The organism is Microbacterium sp. 22179 (genome assembly GCF_052045715.1).
GTDB lineage: Bacteria > Actinomycetota > Actinomycetes > Actinomycetales > Microbacteriaceae > Microbacterium > Microbacterium galbinum.
The window spans coordinates 36,994-57,658 of the sequence record NZ_JBQEPJ010000006.1 but is presented as its reverse complement, the minus strand read 5'-3'; the positions used below and the strand labels follow the sequence as shown (position 1 = coordinate 57,658).

At 68.1% G+C, this 20,665-nt stretch carries 20 protein-coding genes; 16 read left to right on the top strand and 4 right to left on the bottom strand.

Annotated elements, in window-relative coordinates; all coding sequences use genetic code 11:
* The first annotated feature begins 2 nt into the window (after window positions 1-2).
* The 3 genes from nadD to rsfS are packed head-to-tail and all read left to right on the top strand — an operon-like array spanning window position 3 to window position 2,223.
* Window positions 3-605, top strand: coding sequence for a nicotinate-nucleotide adenylyltransferase (nadD, locus tag ACTJKK_RS13630; protein ID WP_247622165.1), 603 nt, complete (start codon window positions 3-5; stop codon window positions 603-605).
* A complete protein-coding gene (locus tag ACTJKK_RS13625; protein WP_440748406.1) occupies window positions 602-1,846 on the top strand; it encodes a hypothetical protein in 1,245 nt (414 codons plus the stop codon). Before nadD ends, ACTJKK_RS13625 begins: the two co-directional genes overlap by 4 nt.
* On the top strand, window positions 1,846-2,223 hold the full coding sequence (rsfS, locus tag ACTJKK_RS13620) for a ribosome silencing factor (protein ID WP_336640150.1): 378 nt from the start codon (window positions 1,846-1,848) through the stop codon (window positions 2,221-2,223). Before ACTJKK_RS13625 ends, rsfS begins: the two co-directional genes overlap by 1 nt.
* A 24-nt stretch (window positions 2,224-2,247) precedes the next feature.
* Here rsfS and ACTJKK_RS13615 read toward each other — a convergent pair whose 3' ends face one another.
* Window positions 2,248-3,903, bottom strand: coding sequence for a dipeptide ABC transporter ATP-binding protein (locus ACTJKK_RS13615; RefSeq protein ID WP_440748405.1), 1,656 nt, complete (start codon window positions 3,901-3,903; stop codon window positions 2,248-2,250).
* Between the two features lie 170 nt (window positions 3,904-4,073).
* On the opposite strand from ACTJKK_RS13615, the gene ACTJKK_RS13610 reads away from it, so the two are divergent.
* The 8 genes from ACTJKK_RS13610 to ACTJKK_RS13575 all read left to right on the top strand — a co-directional run bounded on the left by ACTJKK_RS13610 (window position 4,074) and on the right by ACTJKK_RS13575 (window position 12,323).
* Window positions 4,074-5,282 (top strand): dipeptidase, encoded by a 1,209-nt coding sequence (locus tag ACTJKK_RS13610; RefSeq protein ID WP_440748404.1) that lies wholly within the window; start codon window positions 4,074-4,076, stop codon window positions 5,280-5,282.
* On the top strand, window positions 5,282-6,901 hold the full coding sequence (locus ACTJKK_RS13605) for an ABC transporter substrate-binding protein (protein ID WP_440748403.1): 1,620 nt from the start codon (window positions 5,282-5,284) through the stop codon (window positions 6,899-6,901). Before ACTJKK_RS13610 ends, ACTJKK_RS13605 begins: the two co-directional genes overlap by 1 nt.
* Window positions 6,902-6,933: 32 nt before the next feature.
* Window positions 6,934-7,896 (top strand): ABC transporter permease, encoded by a 963-nt coding sequence (locus ACTJKK_RS13600; RefSeq protein WP_440748402.1) that lies wholly within the window; start codon window positions 6,934-6,936, stop codon window positions 7,894-7,896.
* Entirely contained in the window at window positions 7,893-8,792 is a 900-nt protein-coding gene (locus tag ACTJKK_RS13595) for an ABC transporter permease (protein WP_440748401.1), read from the top strand. Before ACTJKK_RS13600 ends, ACTJKK_RS13595 begins: the two co-directional genes overlap by 4 nt.
* Before the next feature lie 13 nt (window positions 8,793-8,805).
* The gene (locus ACTJKK_RS13590; RefSeq protein WP_440748400.1) at window positions 8,806-9,984 is read left to right on the top strand and encodes a M24 family metallopeptidase; all 1,179 of its coding nucleotides are present in this window, start codon (window positions 8,806-8,808) and stop codon (window positions 9,982-9,984) included.
* A 27-nt stretch (window positions 9,985-10,011) separates the two neighbouring features.
* Window positions 10,012-10,911, top strand: a complete 900-nt coding sequence (locus tag ACTJKK_RS13585; protein WP_440748399.1) for an alpha/beta fold hydrolase — start codon at window positions 10,012-10,014, stop codon at window positions 10,909-10,911.
* Window positions 10,908-11,936, top strand: a complete 1,029-nt coding sequence (locus ACTJKK_RS13580; protein ID WP_440748398.1) for an Lrp/AsnC family transcriptional regulator — start codon at window positions 10,908-10,910, stop codon at window positions 11,934-11,936. Before ACTJKK_RS13585 ends, ACTJKK_RS13580 begins: the two co-directional genes overlap by 4 nt.
* A 102-nt stretch (window positions 11,937-12,038) precedes the next feature.
* Window positions 12,039-12,323: a hypothetical protein gene (locus ACTJKK_RS13575; RefSeq protein ID WP_247622168.1), complete on the top strand. Its 285-nt coding sequence runs from the start codon at window positions 12,039-12,041 to the stop codon at window positions 12,321-12,323.
* A gap of 57 nt (window positions 12,324-12,380) precedes the next feature.
* On the opposite strand, the gene ACTJKK_RS13570 is transcribed toward ACTJKK_RS13575, so the two are convergent.
* Window positions 12,381-12,554, bottom strand: coding sequence for a hypothetical protein (locus tag ACTJKK_RS13570; RefSeq protein WP_440748397.1), 174 nt, complete (start codon window positions 12,552-12,554; stop codon window positions 12,381-12,383).
* A 220-nt stretch (window positions 12,555-12,774) separates the two neighbouring features.
* Between ACTJKK_RS13570 and ACTJKK_RS13565 the strand changes: the two genes are divergently transcribed.
* Both ACTJKK_RS13565 and ACTJKK_RS13560 read left to right on the top strand, forming a co-directional pair.
* Complete coding sequence (locus tag ACTJKK_RS13565; protein WP_247632003.1) at window positions 12,775-12,963, top strand: hypothetical protein; 189 nt, start codon at window positions 12,775-12,777, stop codon at window positions 12,961-12,963.
* 114 nt (window positions 12,964-13,077) lie between these two features.
* The gene (locus ACTJKK_RS13560; RefSeq protein ID WP_247956364.1) at window positions 13,078-13,461 is read left to right on the top strand and encodes a nuclear transport factor 2 family protein; all 384 of its coding nucleotides are present in this window, start codon (window positions 13,078-13,080) and stop codon (window positions 13,459-13,461) included.
* Between the two features lie 15 nt (window positions 13,462-13,476).
* On the opposite strand, the gene ACTJKK_RS13555 is transcribed toward ACTJKK_RS13560, so the two are convergent.
* Both ACTJKK_RS13555 and ACTJKK_RS13550 read right to left on the bottom strand, forming a co-directional pair.
* The gene (locus tag ACTJKK_RS13555) at window positions 13,477-16,326 is read right to left on the bottom strand and encodes a helix-turn-helix transcriptional regulator (protein ID WP_440748396.1); all 2,850 of its coding nucleotides are present in this window, start codon (window positions 16,324-16,326) and stop codon (window positions 13,477-13,479) included.
* Window positions 16,327-16,403: 77 nt separating this feature from the next.
* The gene (locus ACTJKK_RS13550; protein WP_440748395.1) at window positions 16,404-17,348 is read right to left on the bottom strand and encodes a Dyp-type peroxidase; all 945 of its coding nucleotides are present in this window, start codon (window positions 17,346-17,348) and stop codon (window positions 16,404-16,406) included.
* Window positions 17,349-17,543: 195 nt separating this feature from the next.
* On the opposite strand from ACTJKK_RS13550, the gene ACTJKK_RS13545 reads away from it, so the two are divergent.
* From ACTJKK_RS13545 to ACTJKK_RS13535, 3 genes are read left to right on the top strand one after another with little or no spacing between them, the layout of a single operon-like run.
* Window positions 17,544-18,386, top strand: a complete 843-nt coding sequence (locus ACTJKK_RS13545; RefSeq protein ID WP_336640154.1) for a helix-turn-helix domain-containing protein — start codon at window positions 17,544-17,546, stop codon at window positions 18,384-18,386.
* Window positions 18,383-19,711, top strand: coding sequence for a PucR family transcriptional regulator (locus tag ACTJKK_RS13540; protein ID WP_440748394.1), 1,329 nt, complete (start codon window positions 18,383-18,385; stop codon window positions 19,709-19,711). Before ACTJKK_RS13545 ends, ACTJKK_RS13540 begins: the two co-directional genes overlap by 4 nt.
* Window positions 19,708-20,586 (top strand): alpha/beta fold hydrolase, encoded by an 879-nt coding sequence (locus tag ACTJKK_RS13535; RefSeq protein WP_440748393.1) that lies wholly within the window; start codon window positions 19,708-19,710, stop codon window positions 20,584-20,586. The genes ACTJKK_RS13540 and ACTJKK_RS13535 overlap by 4 nt, the downstream gene beginning before the upstream one ends.
* Window positions 20,587-20,665 lie beyond the last annotated feature (79 nt).

Sequence of the window (20,665 nt, the reverse complement as noted above, 5' to 3'; positions counted from 1 at the left end):
CTATGAAGACCGTGACCTCGCGCGCTCCGCGCATCGGTGTGATGGGTGGAACGTTCGACCCGATCCACCACGGTCACCTCGTCGCCGCCAGTGAGGTCGCGCACTCCTTCGATCTCGACGAAGTGGTCTTCGTCCCGACCGGGCGCCCCTGGCAGAAGTCGGACGTCACCCCGAGTGAGCACCGCTACCTGATGACCGTGATCGCGACGGCATCGAACCCGCAGTTCACCGTCAGCCGCGTCGACGTCGATCGCGAAGGGCCGACGTACACGATCGACACCCTGCGGGATCTGAAACGGGACCGACCGGATGCGGAGCTCTTCTTCATCTCGGGAGCGGATGCCGTGGCGCAAATTCTCAGTTGGAGGGACCATGATGAGTTGTGGGAGTTGGCCCACTTCGTCGCGGTCTCCCGGCCAGGACACGTCCTGAGCACGGATGGCCTCCCGAGCGACAACGTCAGCCAGCTGGAGGTGCCGGCCCTGTCGATCTCGTCGACCGCCTGCCGAGAGCGGGTCCGGGACGACCAGCCGGTCTGGTATCTCGTTCCCGACGGGGTCGTCCAGTACATCGCGAAGCATCATCTGTATCGGAGCAAGTCATGACTACATCGGATCAGCACGGCCAGGGTCCGCTGACACGCAAGCAGTTGCGTGAGATCCGACTGACCGGATCGACGCCCGTCATCACCGACGAGGAGGCGGCTGCCGCGCCCGCGCAGACGCGGGAGCCCGACGCCGTCGTCGAGAAGCCCGCCGTCGAGAAGCCCGCCGCGCAGAAGCCTGCCGCGCAGAGGCCCGCCGCGCAGAAGCCTGCTGAGCAGAAGCCCGCGCCCGTCGCCGAGGCTCCCATTGCGGCGAAGCCCGCTCCCGTCGCCGAAGAAGCAGCCGCTCCCGCATCCGCGGCCGCCCCACTCACCCGCCGCCAGGCGCGTGACCAGGAGCGCGTGCGCACGGCATCCGTTCCCGTCGTCGAACCCGAAGACGCCACGCCGCTCGCTCCGGTGGAGCCGCCGGCACAGGAGCCGGAGCCGCAGGAGCAGCCCCCGGCCGATCAGACGCCGATCGTCTCCGCTGTGCCGGAGTTCTCGGCACCGGCCGCACCGGCCGTCTCGACCGACGACGACATCGATGAAGACGACGCGGAGGTCGCGATCACGCCCGTGAGCGCCGCCGGCGCGAGCGCATCCGTGGGTGAGATGCCTCTCGACGCGGCAGCCGAGGAGCCGCAGGAGGACGTCGACGACGTCGATGCCGTTCTGGGCCTCGACCAGGAACCCGCCCTCTCGGACACCGATGACGTGCTCGCCGATGTCGGAGACGACGACGAGGTCATCGCTCCCGATGAGCGCCCCACCGTGAACCCGGCGTTCGGGGCGTCCGTGATCGACAAGACGCAGAAGCCGTTCGCACCGTCGTTCGACGAGCTGCTCACGGTCGGCGATTCGAGCGGCTCTCAGCACACGTCTCCCAGCGCGCTGATCTTCACGCCCTCGCCGGGCGAGGGATCGCTCTCGGGACCGGTCGCATCGACCGGCGAAATCCTCGTCACCGGTTCCTACGAACTTCCGCGCGGCATCGGCTCCCAGGGTCACGCCCACGGCGTCGCCGACGGCAAGGACGTCGATGCCGTCCTCATCGACGGCGAACTGCCGCCCGCCTCTTCTCCCACGCCGATCGCCGCCAGCTCGGCGGTCAGCACCATCAAGCCCGCCGGCGAGGTCATCCGACCGCCCGCCCCCGAAAAGGGCAACAAACTCATGCTCATCCTTGCGATCGTTGCGGGTGGTCTCGCCCTCGCACTGGGCGTGGTCCTCGTCGTCGCCTTCACCACGAATGTGTTCTGATGCAATCACCTGAAACCGCTGAAGCCATGCTGCAGATCGCTGCCGCAGCCGCCGTCTCGAAGGGCGGTGAAGACCTCGTCGCGCTCAACGTCTCGGAGCCGCTTCCGCTCGTCGACATCTTCCTGCTCGTCACGGGAAACAGCGAGCGCAACGTCGCCGCGATCGCCGACGAGATCGAGGACCGTCTCATCGCGGAGGGCCACAAGCGTGTCCGGCGCGAGGGTCGCGCCGAGTCGCGCTGGGTCCTCATGGACTTCGGCGACCTGATCGTTCACGTCTTCCACCAGGAGGAGCGCGTGTACTACGGGCTCGAGCGCCTGTGGAAGGACTGCCCCGTCGTGCCGATCGACCTCCCGGAGCCCGTCGCGGGGGAGTGACCTCGGATACGGGCCCCGTGCGCCTCAGGCGCTGAGCGGGGTCCGTCGCTGCAGCATGCCTCTTTCGGCCCGCGTCTGAGGGGGGATGGCTGACAGCAGTGACCGCGTGTAGGCGTGGGACGGTTCGCGGTACACCTGATCGGTGTCACCGATCTCGACCATGTGACCGAGGTACATCACCGCGACACGATCGGCGATGTGGCGGACGAGCGACAGATCGTGCGCGATGAAGACGATCGACATGCCCAGGCGTTGCCGCAGATCGCAGAGAAGGTCGATGATCTGCGCGCGGATGGAGACGTCCAGCGCGGATACCGGTTCATCGCAGACGAGGACGTCGGGATCGAGCGCGAGCGCGCGGGCGATCCCGATGCGCTGCCGTTGACCACCGGAGAACTGGTGGGGGAAGCGTGATCCCATCTCCGGCGTGAGACCAACGAGCTCCAGGAGTTCGGCGACGCGCTCGCGTCGGCTGATCGCGCTTCCCGTGCGCGTCGCGGCGAGGGGCTCGGCGATGATCTGCTGCACCGTCATGCGCGGATTCAGCGACATGTACGGATCTTGGAACACCATCTGGACGCCGCGACGCAGGATCTTGCGGTCGCGGAGGCGCCCGCGCGTCACGTCCTGATCTCGATAGGTGAGGGTGCCGGCGTCAGGTGAATCGAGCCCGACGAGCATGCGCGCGAGAGTCGACTTCCCGCTGCCCGACTCGCCCACGATCGCGAGGATCTCTCCTTTTCGCAAGTGGAGGTCGACGCCGGCAACCGCGGCGACTCGGTGCGCTCGGCGCCCGCTGCCCGAGCGGAACGTGCGCTCGAGTCCGGTGCCCTCGAGGATGGGCGCGGCCTCGGAGTCATCGATGGCGGCGCTGACGTCGCGTGGCATGGAGTGCAGAAGTTGCAGCGTGTACGGGTGCTGGGGCGCGGTGAGCACCGTGTCGGCGCTGCCCGCCTCGACGATCCGACCCGAGCGCATCACCGCGACCTGGTCGGCGACTTCCATCACCACGCCGAGGTCGTGGGTGATGAGCAGGATCCCCATGCCGAGGCGATCGCGGAGCGAGAGGAGCAGATCGAGGATCTGCGCCTGGACCGTCACATCGAGCGCGGTGGTCGGCTCGTCCGCGATGATGAGATCGGGTTCGAGGGCGATCGCCATCGCGATGAGGATCCGCTGCCGTTGTCCGCCCGAGAACTGATGGGGATAGTCGTGGACCCGCTTCTCCGGCGTGGGAATACCGACCAGCGTCAGCAGCTGCACCGCGCGCTTCTCCGCCGTGCGGCGGCTCGCCGAGCGGTGCGCTCGAATGAGGTCGATGATCTGGTCGCCGATGCTGAGCACGGGGTTCAGTGCCGACAGGGCATCTTGCATGACCAGGCTCACCTGCACCCCTCGCAGTCGTCGATGCTCCTCGTCGGAGAGCGCGAGCAGATCGACGCCGTTCAGGGTCAGGCCGTCAGCTGCCACGTCGCCCTTATCGATCAGACCCATGATGGCCCGCGCGGTCATCGACTTGCCGGACCCGGATTCGCCGAGCAGTGCGAAGACCTCGCCGCGTCGCACGGTGAGGTCGACACCGTCGACGACGCGATTGCGACGTCCATCGGACGACAGGGTGATGGTGAGGCCTCGAACGTCGAGGACGATGTCGTGCTCTGCTGCGGGCGTGGTGTGCATGAGGCCATCATGCCAGGAATCTGCTCTGAAATGTTTCGAACAGGAAACATCTAAGCCGAAAATGTTCATCAGCCTTGACATTTGTGCCGAAATCATCGAGATTCGAGGAAATCTCCCCTTCGTCGAGCGGGAGAGGCTTCCCCGCACCACCGAATCGAAGGAGCGCATCCGTGCTCGAACCAGCCGACCGTTACACCGGTTACACCGCCTACGAGTACCTCGAAGCGGGCAAGGACTATCGTGAGTTCCGCTACGCCAAGCAGATCGGCCGAGTCCCCGCCTACGAGGGCCTCGACCTCAACACGGCTCAGAAGGAGCGCACCGAACGCCTGCTGCGCGAGGAGACCGTGATCTCACTGCACGAGCACGTCCAGGTCTTCCCCGAGGACATGGGTGAGCTGCGCGACCACATCCGCCAGGGTCGCGAACCCACCGGATATCAGGGACTCGCGCGCTCCGGACTCACGGCCGTCTTCGACAACGGCATGGACGGCACGTGCTGCATCTCGAGCGATGCCGGCTGGAAGTATCAGGACGTGCTGTTCGATCTGGGGGTTCGGATGGCCGACCTCGCACACCAGGACTTCGTCATCAAGGCGGAGTCGATCAAGGACATCCGCCACGCCGCCGAAACCGGTCGTGTGGCCCACATCTTCGCGCTCGAAGCAGCGACGATGATCGAGAACGAGGTCGACCGTCTCGACGTGCTGTACGGCTTCGGCGTGCGCCAGATGGGCATCGCCTATTCCGAGGCGAACATGCTCGGAGGCGGTCTGAAGGAGCGCGGCGACGGTGGACTCACCTACTTCGGCGAGCGCGCGGTCGAGCGGATGAACAAGCTCGGGATCGCGATCGACATCTCCCACTCGGGAGACCAGACCTGCCTCGACGTCGTCAAGCACTCGAAGGTGCCCGTGTTCATCACGCATGCCGGTGCCCGTGGACTGTGGCCGACCAACCGGATGAAGACCGACGAGACGATCATCGAATGCGCCAAGCGCGGGGGAGTGATCGGCATCGAAGCGGCGCCGCACACGACCATCTCGCCCCAGCATCCGAAGCACTCCCTGGAGTCGGTCATGGACCACTTCCAGTACTGCGTCGACCTGGTGGGTCTCGAGCACGTCAGCTTCGGTCCCGACACCCTGTTCGGTGACCACGTGGGTCTGCACGATGCCTTCTCGTCGAACCTGTCGCTCGGCCAGGCGCACGCCAATGTCGAGTACGAGAAGCAGCCCTACGTCGACGGCATCGAGAACCCCGCCGAGGCCTTCTACAACATCATCGGCTGGCTCGTGAAGCACGACTACTCCGACGACGAGATCCGCGCCGTCGTCGGTGGCAACACCATGCGCGTACTCGAGGAGGTTTGGGTCTGATGAATCACAGCAAGTACCTCGCACTCGGCGCGGCGGCGGCTCTCGCCGTCGGTCTCGTCGCCTGCGCCCCTACGGCACCCGAGCCCGGGGAATCGTCCGGCACCACGGGTCCGAGCGATGAGACGCTCAGCATCGGGACGACGACCGACGTCGTCAACTTCAACCCGGTGCTCGGCAACAGCCGCACGGACTCGTGGATCACCAACCTGATGTATCCGCACCTGCTGAGCATCAGCGACGACGGCACCAAGGAAGCCCATGTGGCGACCGACTGGGGCTACGTCGACGACACCACCGGGTTCTACGAGATCCGTGACGACCTGACCTGGAGCGACGGCGAGCCGTTGACCGCGGAAGACGTGGCGTGGACGCTGAACGCGGTCAAGCGCGATCAGGCACCAGGCACCTTCTACGGTCAACTCGGCAACCTCGACACCGCCACCGCGGTCTCGGACACCCGCGTAGAGCTCACGCTCACGCAGCCGGATTCGTCGATCATCGACGAGATCGGATTCTGGGGCGTCGTCGTGCCGCAGCACGTGTTCGAGCCCCAGGGCTCCATCGCTGAGTTCGCCAACGACGGCAGCGACGGCGGTTGGGTGGGCATGGGCCCGTTCATCCTCAGCGACTTCCAGGTGGGGCAGCACTACACGCTCGAGCGCGTGGAGGACTACCCGCTGATCGACGGCGGAGTGCCGGGACCGGCCGAGGTCGTCTACCGCGTCTACCCCGACGTGAACACCGAGATCCTCGCCCTGCAGAGCGGCGAGATCGACGTGATCGCCAATGCCCTTCCGCCGGCACAAGTCGAGCAGCTCGGCAGCACCGACGGCATCCAGGTCATCGAGGCACCCGGCCTCGGCTACGCGCACCTGGTGTACAACATGGAGAAGCCAGACCTCGCGAACGTGCTCGTCCGCCAGGCGCTCGCTCAGGCCGTCGACTACGACGCCATCCGCACCGTCGTGCTGCAGGGGCAGGCCGTCTCGACGGGCTCCAGCGCACTGATGCCTGTGCTCGCGAAGTACTACGACGACTCGATCACCGAATACGAGTTCGACCCCGAGGAGTCGCGCTCGCTCATGGAGGAGGCCGGCTACACCGCCGGCGCCGACGGGATGTTCCCGATCTCGTTCCGACTGATCTACTCGCTGCAGGACAGCGTGACCAGCCAGTGGGCGCAGATGGTCAAGGACAGTGCGGCCGAGGCGGGCATCACGATCGAGCTGCAGGGCACCGAGCGCAACACCTACCTCTCGATGACCAGCGAGGGCGACTACGACATCTACGCCGGCAACTTCGCCATCATGGACGACCCGGTGACGAACTTCGCGCTGTCGTACCTCCCGGGTGGAGCGATCAACTACACCCACGTCGACGACCCCGAGCTGAACGCACTGATCGAGGAGGGCATGATCACGTTCGATGAGGACGAGAAGATCTCGATCATGCGCGAGGCGAACAAGATCGTGCACGAGCAGGTCTACGACAACATCATGTACACGCAGAACCTGTTCTTCGCAGCCAGCGACGAATGGGCCGGCTTCATCTCGAAGCCGAGCGAGCTGCTCTCGATCGTGAACCCGCTCTCGCTCGCGAGCGCGCACCCGGTCGAGTAACCACCGAAGAAATCTCGAGGAAGGTCGCCCGGGTGTCCCGAGCATCGTTCATTCTCCGTCGCGCAGGTAGAGGTCTGCTCACGATCTGGTTCGCCGTGACCGTGACGTTCCTTCTGCTCCGTCTGCTCCCCGGCGATCCGGCGCTCGCGCTGGCGAGCCCGAACATGACGGATGCCATCCGGGCGACCATCCTCGAGCAGTATGGCCTCGACCAGCCCCTCATCGTGCAGTACGGGCTGTACATGTGGCAGCTGGTGCAGGGCAACCTAAGCATCTCGTTCACCCAGTCCATCCCCGTCCTCGACGTGCTCCTCCAGCGGTTGCCGTGGACACTGCTGCTGACCCTCACGGCGCTGGCTCTCACGATCGTGATCGGCATCCCGCTCGGCGTCGCCGCGGCGTCGCACAAGGGACGCTTCATCGATCGGGCCGTGCAGATCATCGGCGTCACCGGTCAGTCCCTCTTCGTGCCCAGCGTGGCCATCCTGCTGCTCTTCGTCTTCGGTTTGAACCTCGGATGGTTCCCGATCGGCGGTGCTTACACGAACAACACCTATGGCTTCGAGTGGTATCTGAGCGTCGCACAGCACCTCGTGCTCCCGGCGGTCTCGCTCATGCTCATCCAGGTGGGGTCGTACGTGCTCACGATGCGATCCACGCTCATCGAGACGCTGGGCGAGGACTATATCCTGCTCGCGAAGGCGAACGGTCTCCGCGGTCGCCGCATCCTTTGGAAGCACGCGCTCCGCAACGCGCTGCTGCCCACGACGACCCTCATCGGCCTGCAGCTCGGGTTCCTGGTCGGCGGGGCGGTGCTCACCGAAACGGTGTTCGCGTATCCGGGAATCGGTCGCGGGATCTACGAGGCCGTCACGCAACTGGACTTCCCTGTGCTGCAGGGCGCCTTCCTCATGCTCGCGGTCACGGTGGTCGTCGCCAACACCGTCACCGACATCATCTACGGCTACCTGGACCCGAGAGTGAAGACCTCATGACCGCTCCGCTGCCCTCCACCGAGAATCTCCACCCCACCGAACCCGCAGCCGTCGGAAGCGAGCGAGCGAGCGCCCACACGTGGCGGGCGTTCCGGCGCGATCCGCTCGGGATGATCTCCCTGGGCCTGCTGATCCTCCTCGTGATCGTCGCACTCGCTGCCCCGCTGATCGCGCCCTATCCGGCCAGTTACGGCCCCGATGTGCTCAGGCCGCCAGGAGGCGAGCACTGGTTCGGTACCGATGCCCTGGGGCGCGACGTGTTCTCCGAGGTCATCTGGGGAACGCAGCAGAGCGTGCTCGTCGCGGTGGCGGCATCCGTCATCGCGATCGTCTTCGGCACGATCATCGCCGTCATCGGAGCCTACTTCCGTCGTCTCGACGGCTTCATCAGCGTGATCGTCGACATGACGCTCTCGCTGCCCGTGCTGCCGCTGATGATCCTCATCGCCGCCCTCGCGGGGCCGAGCACGACGACGATCATCCTCGTCGTCGCCGCCTTCTCCTGGCCGGAGGTGACCCGTCTCGTCCGGTCGCAGGCCCTCACCGTCGTCGGCCTGCCCTACGTCGATGCCTCGCGTCTGATGACCACGTCCCCGTTGTGGATCATCTCGCGGCATGTCCTACCCGCCGTGACCCCGGTCGTCGTGGTCTCGGTCGTGGTCACGGCATCCCGAGCGGTGCTCTCGGCCGCGGGCCTCGCGTTCCTCGGCCTCGGCGATCCGACCACCTGGTCGTGGGGGCGCATCCTCTATGAGGCCCAGCAGGCCGGGGCAATGGTGAGCGCTTGGTGGCTCACACTCTTCCCCTCGATCGCCATCCTCATCCTGGTGTTGTCCGCCACGCTGTTGTCGATCGCGTACAACGACGCGCGAAACCCGCGCCACCTCGCCCGTTGAGAAGGAGAACCGCATGACCGATCTCGATCAGCGTCTCGCTCCCGAGTTCTTCGATCGGGCCCAGGAGCGGGTGAGAGCGATGATGGCGGAGGAAGGGTTCGATGCCTTCCTCACCGACCACCCCGAGGACATCGCCTACCTCACCGGATTCTTCCACCATCCCTCGGAGCGGCCCGTGGCGATCTGGCTGGAGTCGAGCGGGAGGGTGGTCATGCTCCTGCCCGAGCTCGAGCGCGAGTACGCGGAATCGCAGACGGCCAGGGCGGAACTCGTCGCCTTCTTCGAGTATCCCGGAGTGACGTCGCCCTTTGCCGTGCTCGCGAGCGCGGTGCGGCCATGGGGGCGCGTCGGCTTCAGTTCGTCGATGACGTTCCAGCGGCTCGCCGCGGCACGCGCGGCGATGAAAGCTGCCGACTTCGTCGCCTCCGATCTCATCGGCCGCGCCCGCTACGTGAAGTTCCCGGAGGAGATCGCGTTGCATCGGGAGGCCGCGCGCGTCACGGATCGCATGCTCGACGCGGGCGTGCGCCTCGTGACCGATGCCATCTCCGCCGGGGGAGACCTCCCGACCGAGGCGGAGCTCGAACGTCATGTCACCGCGACGGGGACCGGGATCATGTACGCCGAACATCGCAACGTGGTCGTCGCGTCGCTGCTCGCGGGCGGGCTCGTCTACTCGGGTGCGAACTCCGCGTTCCCGCACGGCCTTCCCTCCGTCAACCGGCTGAAAGCGGGCGACACGTTCATGCTGTCGCTCGGTTGCGCCGTGGGTGGGCGCTTCATCGAGGGGGAGCGCACCTTCGTGCTCGGCGAGCCCACGGCGGATCAGCGCCGGTACCACGACACGATCCGTGACGCACAGGCCCTCGGGCGAGAGACGATCCGCGCCGGACGCGAGTGCCGTGAGGCGAACCGTCTGTGCCTCGAGGTCATCCGCGAAGCGGGCCTCGGGGACTACATCCGTCATCGGCAGGGACACGGAATCGGACTCGGCATGCACGAGGCGCCCTGGCTGGAGGACGGCGATGCAACGCTGCTCGCCGCCGGAATGGTCGTCTCCAACGAGCCGGGCATCTACGTACCCGGGCACGCGGGATACCGCATCAGCGACAGCATGCTCGTGACCCCAGATGGTGCCGAGGCGTTGACCACCTTCCCCCGCAATCTCGACGACTGCACGATCGCTCTCTGAGCGCCACCGACCCAGAAAGAGGACGACATGACACCGACCCCCGAGGTCTCCCCGGAGTTCGCCGCCGCCACCAGCGACCACCAGTGGGTCGAGATCAACGGCAACCATCTCGCGGTGGAGGTGCTCGGTCCGGAGGGGGCTCCGGTGATCATCACTCATCACGGCGCGCCGGGTCTCGGCTCTCGGGCAGAGCCGCGCGCGAGCTTCGGACGCCTCGCCGACGAGTACCGCGTCGTCGTCTTCGACGCGCGGGGCAGCGGCGTGAGCGAGGGAGAGGGCACCTACAGCCACGAACAATGGGCCGCCGACATCGACGGCCTGCGCGAGTGGATCGGCGCCGAGCGGATCGTGATGGCCGGGGGATCCTACGGCGGATTCATGGCCATGGAGTACGCGCTGCGCTACCCCGACCGCGTCGCAGCCGTGGTGCTGCGCGACACCTCTCCTGACAACTCGAACGCGCACCTGGCCCGCGAGAACGCGCTCGCCTCTGATCGCGTCACCATCGACATGGAGAAGTTCGACCGCATCGACGTCGGTCAGGTGCACGACGACGAGGACCTGAAGGACTGCTGGCGCGAGATCCTTCCGTTGTACGACTTCGTCTACGATCCCGAGGCGACCGAGCGGAAGGTGCAGGCGACGCCGTACCGCTATCGGGCCCACAACTACGCGTTCTCGGTGAACCTCCCGAACTACGACCTCAAACCCCGTCTGCACGAGATCTCCGTCCCAACACTCATCACCGTGGGGCGGACGGATTGGATCACGCCAGTATCGTGTAGCCAGGTGATCGCCGATCTCATCCCGGACTCCGAGATGGTGGTGTTCGAGAAATCCGGGCATTCGCCCCAGATCGAGGAGGCAGAGGCGTGGACCGACGCAGTGCGCACCTTCCTGCACCGGGTGTACCCGCCGACGGTATGAGTGCCGCGCACACGGGACGCGAGGTCAGCGACCTCGACCGGCGCATCGTCGTCGCACTGCAGCAGGATGGCCGCGCGAGCTGGACCTCGATCGCGGAGTTCGCCGGGGCATCCGTCTCGACGGTGACCCGCCGCGGGCAGCAGCTCCTCGCCGAGGGAGTGGTGCGAGTCGGGATCGTGCCGACTCTGGGCAGCGAGGGGCACGTCGAGACGTTCTTCGTGCGCATCAACTGCACGCCGGGCTCGCAGTTGGGCGTGGCGGAAGCGCTCATCGGATCGCCGTACGTGCGCTTCGTGACGCTGGTGACCGGCAAGTTCGACGTCTTCGCCGAGGTGGTCATCCCGGGGGATTCGGCGACCTACGCCCATGTGCTCACCGATCTGCAGGGCATTCCGGGTGTCGAGCGGTGGCGCAGCGACCTCGTGGTCCACACCTACAAGGTGAGTTTCGATTGGGGACGCCAACTCTACGATTCCCACGCGGAGGCCGCGAGCGATCCGCAGTCGTACATGCCGGCGCCCAACACGTGCGATCCCTCCCACTTCGACGACGCGGATCACGCGATCGTGCGCGAGCTCAGCGAGAACGGACGAGCATCGTTCCTGTCGATCGCCGCGAAGCTCGAGATGAACGAGAGCAGCGTGCGGCGGCGGTATGAACGCATGCGGAGCGCGGGGTGCCTGACGACGGTGACGATGGTGCCGGCATCGGCACTCGGGATGAGCGCGGAGACGCTGCTGATGCTGCGCGTCGAGCCGTCGCGGCTCGCCTCCGTCGCCCAGACCCTGTCGCAGCACGTATCGGTGCGTTTCCTCGCGGCGGCGCTCGAGGAGAACTCGCTCTACTGCGAAATCATCCTGCCGAGCACCGAAACGCTGCACGACTTCCTCACGGGTACGATCGCGCACCTCAAGGGCGTGCGCGGATGGACCGCCGCCATGGAACTGGTCTTCATGAAACGCGGTTTCATCGAGACGCCGTGGTGGCGCGCTCAGGTCGCGTCGGCCGGGGCCTCCGAAAGCTGAGTACCGGCGCGGCATCCTGCATGGATTCTGTCAAGGGTCTTCCACGGCGGTATACCGGCGCGCACACTCTTTCTTAAGGGGAGAGAGTCTTGGAGGGCCGACATGACAGAGGATCCAGAACCGCGCTACGTGCTGCGTCGGATCACCCCGACCGAATGGGTGATCAACGACCAGCGCTTCCCTGCGAACGACCCGCGTCACATCGTCGCGTGCGTCTACGAATACGCCGAGACCGAGGTCGAGGTAGTGTGGGTGCGCGACCTGCCGCTCGCGATGCGTTATTCGAACGCCTTCGAGGTGCTCGCCGACGTCGAGCGCATGCACGGATCGAGCCGGGCCACTCGTCCGGTGCAGATTCCTCATCTCCCGCCGTTGCTGGCCAACTGAGTCGGCACCCGTAACGGGCGGATGCGATGGTCCGCACCCGCCCGTCGGACGTCTCGTTCACTCGCCCTCTGCGGCGATCCGATCGGCCTCGGCGCTGTCGACCTGCGTGCCGTCGATATCGGGATCGACCTCTTCCGCGCCGTCGACCTCGAGCGTGGGGACTCCGTCGCGATCATCGTCCGACTCGTTTCCGAGCGACGGGATCGGGGGGATCGGTGGGGGATTGGACATCGGATGCTCCTCTCGTCGGTGAGGTGATTCAGCCTAGGACTCGGCGATGGCAGTGAAGAGGCCGTTGACGTGTGCGGCCTCGGGCGGTAGGTCGGTGGTGGCGACCCCGATCGCCGAGGAAATCTCGCGTGTCGGCGTAATGAACCTGCGTTCGCGGCGTCTTCCTAGTGGGGCCGGACGGTGTGCACTCCGCCGGCTCGCACGATCACGAAGGAGTTCCATGTCCCCCACTGGAGTCGTCCCCCTGCCGTCCGCCGCCCCCGCTCGCACCGGGATGGTCCGCGTCTCGCTCGTCGTCCGCGACGAGCGAGGGTTCACCCACTACTACGAAGAGGTCGAGACCACGGCGGATGCCGTACGCGATGCGTACGACCTCATGGCGCGCCGGTCTCCCGCCGTCGCCGGGTGACCGACGCCGGCGACGCACCGATCCGGCATCCGTCCTTTGGACTTTCGACGCACGTCGGATGCCCGGCCCACCCCGTGCTCTTAGCGTGAGGGGCACGGGAAGGGAGGTATCGCCGTGGAAGATATCCACCGAGCGGCGCTGGACGGGATCCAGCAGATGGAGCGAGAGCTCATCGTCCGCGATTTCGTCGCGGTGCTGAACGAGGGCGACGTGGGCGAACTGCTGCCGTTCCTCACCGAGGACGTCGTCTACCGTCCTTCGCACAACCGGGGCGTGACGGGCCGTCGGGAGATGCTGGCGATGATCGGGGAGATCAGGTCGCGCTTCGCGGAATGGTCGACGGCGCTCGTCACCGTCGCGGTGGCAGGAGACACCGTGCTCACCGAGCAGGTGCTGCACCTGCGCCTCCCGGAGGGCGAGAAGTGCGAGGTGCTGGGGTTCGGGAGCTTCCGCCTCGACGGCTCGCGGATCTGCACCTGGCATCAGGTGCACGCCTGAGCGGGCACCGCGGCGTCAGGCGGTCTCGCGTTCCTCACTGGCGCTCGCATACCAGAGGCGCAGTGCGCTGCGGGAGTTGACGCCGGTCTTCGCGTAGAGGTGTCGGATGTGCGAGACCACGGTGTGCGGCGACATGAACAGCGCGTCGGCGATCTGCTGGGTCGTGGCCCCGAGCGCCACGCGCTCGATGACCTGGCGTTCGCGGGTCGAGAGCAGTTCGGGCGCGCCGCGCCGGGCCGGCCGGCGGCGGACACCCCGCGTGCGCAGCGCGCGCAGCACTCGACTCGCGTCGCGCACGGCTCCGAGGGATTCGTAGATCTCCAGCGCTTCGTCGAGCGCTCGTCGTGCCTGCTGTTCGTCGCCGCCCACGAGGGGACGCAGCTCCAGCACGCGGGCCAGCACCAACGGACGCGACAGTCCGCGCAGGGCGGATGCTGCGGCGTCGAGTGCGGCGGGGTCCGCGCCCGTGCGTCCGACCACGGCATCGTGCACGGCGCGGGAGAAGACGCTGCCGGGGTTGAGCTCGCAGCGACGACTCGTGCGCTTCAGCACGGCGGCGATGGTCTCGGCGTCGTTCGTGCGTACGGCGAGGTCGGCGAGCACGATGTCGTCGGAGAAGTCCGACGGGGTCGTCATGGGAGGCACGGGTGCGTCGAGCCCCGCCCGGGCGAGATCGCTGGCGGAGACCGCATCGTCGAGTCGCCCCTCGTCGATGGCTTCGACGGCGAGGAGCCAGCGGCCGGCCTTCGTCACGGCCGTGCTCGTGGCGAGTGCCTCGACGATCGGCTTGGCCTGCGCGCGGATCTGCGCGTCGCCGGTGTGGAGAGAGATGCGGAAGAGCACGACCCCTGCCGTGGCGTTGGCGAAGTCTCCCAGCCCCAGCTCGGCGGACAGCGCGAGCACGGCCTCGGCCAGCACACGGGCCTCGTCGATCCGGCCGCCGTCGTAGAGCACCCGGGTGCGCACCATCATCCAGAACGCCTCGGCCACCGCGCTGCCCGCTGCGCGTGCCTCGGACAGCCCGAGGTCGGCCAGCTGCAGGGCCTGCTCGGGATCGCCCATCGAGTTGTGCAGGAACGCGGGCCAGAGGCCTTCGGGGAGCCAGCGCGATGTGACGAGTCCGGCTTCCTCGGCGCGGCGGAGTGCGGCGTCGATGAGCTCCACCGCCCGATCGTGGTGGCCGCTGTTGAACTGATAGACCGAATCGGTCGCGTCGATGGTCGCCAGGGCGAGATGATCGGTCTCGGGATCGGCGACCTCCCGCGCGAGGGCGAGCGTCTCTTCCAGACCGGCGAAGTCGGCGCGGTTCGCGCAGTTGAGCGCGCGGACGGCGAGGAGCTCGGCCCGAGTGCTGCGTGCGATCCCGCGGATGCCGAGCGCCTCGTCGCAGGTCGCGATGGCTCGATCGAACGAGAACTCGGTCTGGCGTCGGGCGACGGCCAGCAGAGCGCGGGCGCGCAGATCGGCGGAGAGATAGGGGGCGAGGGCGGTCGTGACCGCCTGCGCCTCGTCGTGGCGGCCGTCGGTCCACACGAGCGGGAGGAGTTCGGCGGCGCGAACGACCAGTCGCGGGACGTGCAGCGCGAGGCGGATCGCTGCGGCCGCCAGATCGGCGGCGAACGCGGAGTCGGTCGCCGAGATGTCCCGAGCGGCCTCGGCGACCAGGACGAAGGAGTCCTCGTCGCCGGGCTCCGCGGCCTCGATCAGAGCGGGCGCGACAGCCGATGCCGGCTCGCCCGACGACAGGCGCACCCGCACGACCTCTCGGAGCAGCGCGGGGCGGATGGGTGGCGCGATCGACGCATCGGCCGCTTCCCGCAGGGTGTCGTGGGTGAAAGCGAGAGCCGCGCCGTCCCCGACGAGGATCGACTCCGCGAGAAGCTCGTCGACCGATGGCGCGGCGGCCGCTGCCGAGAGGTCCAGCACGCGGAGCACATCGCGCAGGCGGAACCTGCGTCCGAACAGACTCGCCACCTGCGCGAATCGCCGGGCGGTCGGTGAGATCGAGGAGAGTCGTTCGCGCGCGGCCGCACCGAACCTCGCCGGCACGGCGGCATCCACCGCGTCGACGGCCCCCGCGTGTCGGGCCAGGAGGTGCTCCTCGCGGAGCCCGCGCACGAGTTCGACGACGAGAAGGGGAACGTTGGCCGTCTGGTCGAGTGCCGCACGCAGCACAGGACCGGGGGTACCACCGGCGATGTCGGCGGCGATCTCCGCCGATGCCGAGGAGTCGAGCGGTGCGAGCTCGATGACGAGACCTTCCGCGGCGATGTGCGCTGCCGCACGAGCATGCGCGGAAGGGAGGACGCCATCGCGTGCGGCGATGAGCCACGCGACGGGCTGGTCGGCGAGTCCGCGCACGAGCGCGATGAGCGTGGTCACGGATGCGGTGTCGAGCCACTGCAGGTCGTCGATGACGATCAGGAGAGGATGCTCGGCCGCGGCCTGCTCGAGACGGTCGAGGAGCAGACGGGTGACCCAGTATCGGTGCTCGCCGCCGGAGAGCACCGGCTGCAGATCGGCGGGTGTCAGCAGCGGGGAGGATCCGCGCAGCGACGCCTCGAGGAGGGCCGCGAGAGGCACGGTCGATTCGTCGACGTCCGGGGCGATGACCAGCGTGCGCCAGTCGGACACCGAAGCGCGGGCGAGCACTTCGGCGAGCAATCGCGTCTTACCGATGCCCGGCATGCCGCGCACCAGAACCGGACCGCCGGCGCCGGCGCCGTCGCGCACGGAGGTGAGCACGTCGAGGATGTCCGTCAGAGCGTCGTCGCGACCGCGGAGAGGAGCCGCGTGCGCCGCGGGGGAGCCGGCGAGGAGAGCGCGGTCGGATCCGACGGCTCCGCCATCGGATGTATCGTGCATGATCCGATTATGACGGATGCGCACGGCGAAGCCGATCACGCCGTCGAACGGACGCGGGGTCGCTCTCCGAGTGGCGGTCAGCCGACCCCGAGAGCGGCGAGAACCTCCGGTCGCGGGGCGAAGAACACGGAGCCGGTGACGGCGGTGGAGAAATCGAGGAGGCGGTCGTGCAGTCCGGGCGGATCGCCGAGGAACATGCGCTCGAGCATCCGCTGGATGACGCTCAGATCGCGGGAGCATCCGAGGAAGTACGTGCCGAATTCATCATGGCCCGGGCGGCCGAACGGCATGTTGTCGCGCTGGATGTCGTGCTCGACGCCCTGTTCGTCGACGATGGTCGCCAGGGACTTGTGTGACTGCTGACCCCACGGTGCATCGTCGAGCTCGACGTTCTCGAGCTTCGTGCGCCCGATGATCGCCTCCTGCATCTCGGTCGGGAGGGCACGCCAGGCGGCGAGGGGGTGAAGGTACTTCTGCGTGACGATGTACGAGCCACCGCGGTGCGCGGGGTCCTCGTCTCCGACCAGCACCGCTGCGTCGAGTTCGGCACCGATCGGATTCGCCGTCCCGTCGACGAATCCCAGGAGATCGCGCCGGTCGAAGGAGCGGAACCCCACGGTCTCGTCGACGACGCGGACGGCGTCGCCGAGCGACTCCAGCAGACGACGTTCGAACTCGAAGCAGACGTCGGCACGCTCGGCCCGGATGTGGAAGAGCAGGTCTCCGGGGGTCGACGGGGCGGTGTGGTGCGCGCCGACCACGGGGGTGAACGGGCGCAACTGAGCCGGACGGGGGAGCGCCGTGAGCTCGTCCCAGATCGCACTCCCGATCCCGACCGTGCAGGTGAGCGCGGAATCGGAGTAGGGGAAGGCGAGGGACTTGATCGATCCGGCGAGATCGGCGAGGACGTCGCGCACCCGATCGGCTGCGCCGGGGGCGACGTCGACGACGAGGAAGACGGCATTCGCCGTGAGGGGCGATGCGACCGCCTGCACCGCACCCCGGGGGTCCCGATCCGTCATACGCGCCGATCCTTCCCATGTGGACTGTGACAGCGCCAGTCTCGCGGAACGCGGCGTGCGGCGCATCCGACAGATGACGAACGGCCACGCGACAGCGGGGAGGGGATGTGCGCCCCCGGGGCGGGTGATGTGCGCTCCCTCGCACGCGGGTAGCGTCGCAGACGCCCCATCCCCTCGACGACCGGAGCCCGCCCTGTGGACGATGCATCGACCTCTCTCGGAGAGTACCTCCGCGCCCGCCGCGCCGTCACCCAGCCCGAGGACGTGGGGATCGTTCCCACCCCCGGACGGCGGGTCGCGGGCCTCCGTCGCGACGAGGTCGCCGCCCTGGCCGGGATCAGCAGGGAGTACTACCTGCGCTTGGAGCAGGGCCGCGGGGCCCGCCCCTCCGACCAGGTGCTCCTGTCGCTCTGCCGGGCGCTCCGGCTCGACCACGAGGCGACCGCCTACGCCTTCCGCCTCGTCTCGGGACGGCTGCACACCCCCGCTCACGTTCCCCGGGACTCGGCCGACCGCATCGTGCGCGCGCTGTCCGCCTGGACGCACACGCCGGCGTACGTCACCGATCCGCACCGCGACATCGTCGCCGCCAACCCTCTCGCGACCGTGTTCGGGCACGGCGGTCTCTCTGCAGGCGGAAATCAGCTGCGTCATCTGTTCGTGCCCCGCATGAAGGAGACGCTCGTGGAGTGGGAGGCGATGAGCCGCGCAGCCGTCGCCACGCTGAGACGCGACGCCGTACCGCAGTCTCCTCGATTGCGGGAGATCGTGGCCGAGCTGTCGTCGGATCCCGACTTCGTGCGCATCTGGGCGCGGCACGACGTGTCGGGCCCCGAGGATGCCACGTTCCACATCCTCGTAGAGGGAGTGGGGGAGATCCCGGTGGACGCCCAGAACTTCGCGGTGCGCAGCATGCCCGGGTATCAGCTCACGGTGCTCTCGGCACCGCCGGGCGCCGTCACCGCCGCCGTGTTCGCCCGACTGGCCGATCAACTGCCCGGCGGGATCGGCGCCGATGCCGTGGAGGCGGCGCGATGACCATGAGCGGTGGGTGGGACGACGCGGGCCTCCCAGCGCTCGCCCTCGCTCCCGTAGCGTCGGGCGCGAGGCCCGACGACGCGGGCAGGGAGGAGCAGCATGACCATCACCCCACGGCATCCGGAGGCGACCTCCTCACCGTGCCCGGACGCGTGGCGGGTATGAACCTGCAGGACCTGGTCGATGAGCTCGCCGAGACACTCGACCGCTCGATCGTCATCAACGACCCCGCATTCCGCCCCATCGTCGCCAGCGCGCAGGGCGACGAGATCGACGAACTCCGCGCACGGGCACTCCTGCGTCGGGTCACTCCACCGCGGGAACGGGCGTACGTCGAGAGCCTGCGCCTGACGCAGTCCCGGAGGCCGCGGACCGTGGACCTCGCGGAGTTCGGCGCCCATGAGCGCCTCGCGGTCCCGATCTGGTCGGACGACACCCTCCTGGGAATCCTGTGGCTCATCACCGGTGGGCTGCCTCCGCTGCGCGAGGAGCAGTTCCGCGCCCTGGACGCGGCCGTCGACGTCGTACGCACCGTCCTCGCCGCCCAGACCGAGAGCACCGCACTCACGGCTCGGGACGGAGTGATGCGCTCGCTACTGGCCGCCGACCCCATCGCCCGTCGCGATGCTCTGAGCATGGCGGTGCGCGCGCACGGCGTCACCCGCGACGCCGACACCCTCGTGCGGGCCGTCGCGATCGGCCACGACACGGGCGTCGTCCAGCGAGCCGCACTCGGCCGCGCCGTCGAGAGCGCCACTCGGTCCGCGCTCGTGCTGATCGGCGAGATCGGCGCGGCGCTGCTGTTCCTCGGCCGCCGAGGCGAGACCGAGCGCCTCGACGCCGCCGTCATCGCCGAAGCAGAGCGCGCGGGGGTGCTCCTGCGCGCCATCGGCGCGGCCGGGCTCTCCGACGCCGACAACGACCTGCATCCCGTCGCCGAGCGGGCCATCGCCACCGCCACCGTCGCAGAGCTCCTCCCGGAACTCGGCAGAAGCCTGCACGCCGATGACGTCGGTCCCTGGCTGCTGATCTCCGACGTGCTCACCGACCCCCGCCGACTCTCCTGGTACTCGCCCGCCGCTTTCGCCCTCGTGCACGACGCCGACCCGCTACGCCGGCAGACCGTCGAGGCGCTCCTCGACAACGCCGGGCACGTGCGACAGGTATGCGAGGTGCTTCACATCCACCGCACGACGCTGTACTACCGGCTCGAGAACATGCCCCAGGTGGTGCGCGACGCCCTCGACGACGGCATGCAGCGCAGCGCCCTGCACCTCGGGCTCAAGCTCGCCGCCTACTGGGAGAACGCGGGTCACATCCGATGAGCGCTCGCCGCATCGAGGTGACCACGAGCGACGGTGTCGTGCTCCGCGCCCACGACACCGGGGGAGACGGCGTCCCCCTGCTGCTCCTGCACGGCTGGTCGCAATCGCAGGAGATGTTCCGCCACCAGCTCACCGGCTTCGGCGCTCGCCGCGTGATCAGCTTCGACATGCGCGGGCACGGAGGCTCGGAGGCGCCGACCCACGGCTACCGCATCGCCCGCTTCGCCGCCGACCTGCGGGATGTGCTGGAGGCCCTCGCCGTGGATCGCGTCGATCTGCTCGGGTGGTCGATGGGTGCATCCGTCGCCTGGTCGTACCTCGAACTCTTCGGTGACGCGCGCGTGCGCTCCCTCGTCGTCGTCGACCAGCCCGCCGCGGTCATCGCGCAGTCCTGGATGAGCGAGGAGGAGCGTGTGCGGGCGGGGAGCATCCTGCCCGTCGACGGCCTCGTGGCCCTGGCCGATGCCGTCGCCGGTCCGGAGGCCGAGAGCGCGGTGCGGGCGTTCGTGCGCGGCATGTTCTCCGGCCCGGTGGACGAGGAGCTCTGGTCCTTCGTCATGAGCGAGGTCGCCCGCACGCCGCCGCATGCCGCGGTGCCCCTGCTCATCGATCACGGCACCCAGGATTGGCGCGACGTGGTGCGCGGCATCCGCGTGCCCACCCTCGTGATCGGATGCGACGGCAGCCATGTGCCCCCGGAGTCGCAGCGGTGGCTGGCGGAACGCATCCCCGGCGCTCGCGTGCACGTCTTCGCGCGCGACATCGCCTCCTCGCACTTCCCGTTCCTCGAAAACCCCGAGGCATTCAACGCGGTCGTCGGTGCGTTCCTCCGCGAGGTCGAGCACGGCGCACTCGACAGTCGTCCAATGCACTGACGACAAGCGGTCGGAAAGGGCCGAGCCTCCTCTGCCGTAGCGTCGGGGAAGAGAGCCGGAGATCCGGCGCAAGGGAGTG